Genomic DNA, 2,530 nt, shown 5'->3' on the forward strand with positions numbered 1-2,530 from the left:
CAAAAGAGACGCTCTGGCAGCGTTTCTTGGCATTGATCCGGCCAAAGACATCCGCCTGAAAGACAGCGATAGTATAAAATCAAAGGTAATTGAGAAGCTCCTGGAGCCTTCAAAGCTGAAAACTGAACTGGAAGACATCAAAACACCAGGCCATCCCAAACTGATGCCCGAGGTACTGGAGACAATTCGTGGGGTATTAATAGTTCTGGATAGGGGTAGATACTTCAAACAAAAGCAGAGCGTGTATGACCTTTATCAGATCATTTCTATAGGCATAGATTATAAAATCAGAGAGGCCAGAAAGCGGTCAGAAGAAAAGGCCCATTCCATACTGGACCATGTGGAAAGATTACTCAACATCGAGATCAATGAAGGTGATTATAAAACAGCAAGACTCGAAAGGATTCTTACAAAGCTTGATGCCGGTGATATCTCAAAAGACGAGCTGGATGAAATGCACGAGGCCCTCTGGTGGGAAGACTGGCCAGACTGGGAGGATCCGGAAGGGAACTCTTCGGAAATGGATATCAAACGCATGGCGATTCGTGATCGTCTCAACTATATAGTCAAAGAATGGGATCAGCGGGCCAGAGAACAACAAGCAAGTCGTCTTATCGTTCTGGAGGACGAGCTGGATATCGACCCTCATGAAAACCCTCATACTATAGAGAGAGGCAAAGGTTTCATAGCTAAACTGGCCAGTGATCTGGAAGTAGAGTTTGAAGACGATGCCAACCTGTCTGTCCGGCAATATGTTCTGAGAGACAGAATTCAGGAATTACGGGATAGAGTAGACGAACTCTATGAAGATGAGAGTGCCAAGAGAACCTGTAACAATAAAATTGCTCATCAACTCAACATTAAAGATTATAAAGATGATGCCAGGATCGACGACCAGAACCGTCTTATTGCAGCAAGACTCCAACAGCTGGATAAAGAAGTTTTGCAAGCGGGTCAGCCTGACGTTAATGAGCGTATCGCAGCCATTGATGATGAGCTTGACAGGCAAATCGCTCGCCTGGGACCAAAACCACGATACGTACTTGACCGTGAAGCAGCCTCAGCAAGGTGGTTAATAGCAAGAGCTGAAAGTGAGCTGGCAGGTTTTCATCGCAGGCTGAACAGGCTTCGTAGCAGTGAAGATTACACAAATGCCCACAGTCGGGACGAATCCCATGAAGTCGGGGGTGAACCGCTTTTAACCGGGAAAAAATACACTCAAGTCACGGGTGGGGTTGACGGTACTGACGGCAAGATCCGGCATCTGGTTCAGGAACAGGCCTATCTGGAAGATGAAATTGAAATCAGGAAAGCAGATATTGAGAGAGTGAAGGAAGTCCTGCAGGCGGCTGAGCGGGCCGTCAAACAGGACGGGGGTCCCTTCCAGTATTTGCCGAAACAGGTAAAAGCCCGGACCGCTATGGACGCCTTCGTACAGCAAAACTGTCTCAGAAAACAAGCTCTGGAAACGGCGATGGGTCTGGCAGAATTAACAGCAGAAAGCGGTAAGACAATATCCTACCTTAAGACTTTCGATTTTGACGATGAATTTGCACCGATTCACTTGCAGGCACTGGTCGGAGACAAACTGACACTTAAACAGGCCAGTGGGATTGTGGAAGTTTTCAAGAGCCTGAAGACGACCTTACCTGAATCCCCTATCGAGCCTGTTGAAGATCTGCTCGGGAATGATCTGAAAGAAATCTACAGCCTTGTGCACAAGGCCAGGCATGGGATGAAAAAAGGGGCTCTGGAATACGACGACGAAATTCGCAGCATGAGCAAAACAGCCGTTCACTTCATTCAGCATCAATCAGAGAACCTGAAAAGCTTCCCGGAATACTTCGCTACCCATTCTCCCAGCGGCAACAAGATCATAAGTCTGCTGCGTGAAGGTCTGATCAACAAGGTTGAACTTAAGAACTACATAAAGGCTGTCAGAGATGTCGAAGGTTATCAGACAGTGGATGAATTTGAGCACTTTCTTGGCTACAAACATAGCGTCAAGTTGCCTGAGTTCAAGAAGGTTGTCCAGCTGCTGTCCCACAAGGGTGCCAAAAAATTCATACAGAGTGCCTTTACTCCTGTGCCCGAAACCGCCTCTGGCCCGACAGGTATGAAAGAGTCGGTTGTCGGCATCAAGGAGTACGCAGCAGCGGTCATCGCCAACTATGCTCTTGACGATATTGCCTTTGACAATGGCCGCAGGACGGCAGCGTTTCTTGCCAATGTTGAGGATACCCTGACACCTTATGCCAATGCTGCCGGACTATCTGAATCAGAACTGATCAAGGCTATCCACGGCACATTAATGCAGTCTCATGCCGCAGCGGTTGAACAGCAGCTTAATGAGTACTGGGTCAAACCTTCAGCCTTTCTGGTACAGGCTGTCACCTGGTACTACTCCAACTACAAACCTCTCCTGACAACCCATACCGTCGAGCAGGCTGCCGAGCTATCCCTCTCAAACATGTCGTTCCTCTATCTTCTTGATCTGACCAACAGGGGTGATTACCTGCACAGAATACTC

The 2,530-nt window shown here is 47.9% G+C and carries 1 protein-coding gene; it reads left to right on the plus strand.

The genetic code is table 11. From position 1 onward, the window contains the following. A partial coding sequence (locus KBW69_RS23230; RefSeq protein WP_257282506.1) for a hypothetical protein occupies positions 1 to 2,530 on the plus strand: 2,530 nt, incomplete at both ends.

The organism is Endozoicomonas sp. ISHI1 (assembly GCF_024606225.1).
Taxonomy (GTDB): Bacteria; Pseudomonadota; Gammaproteobacteria; order Pseudomonadales; family Endozoicomonadaceae; genus Endozoicomonas_A.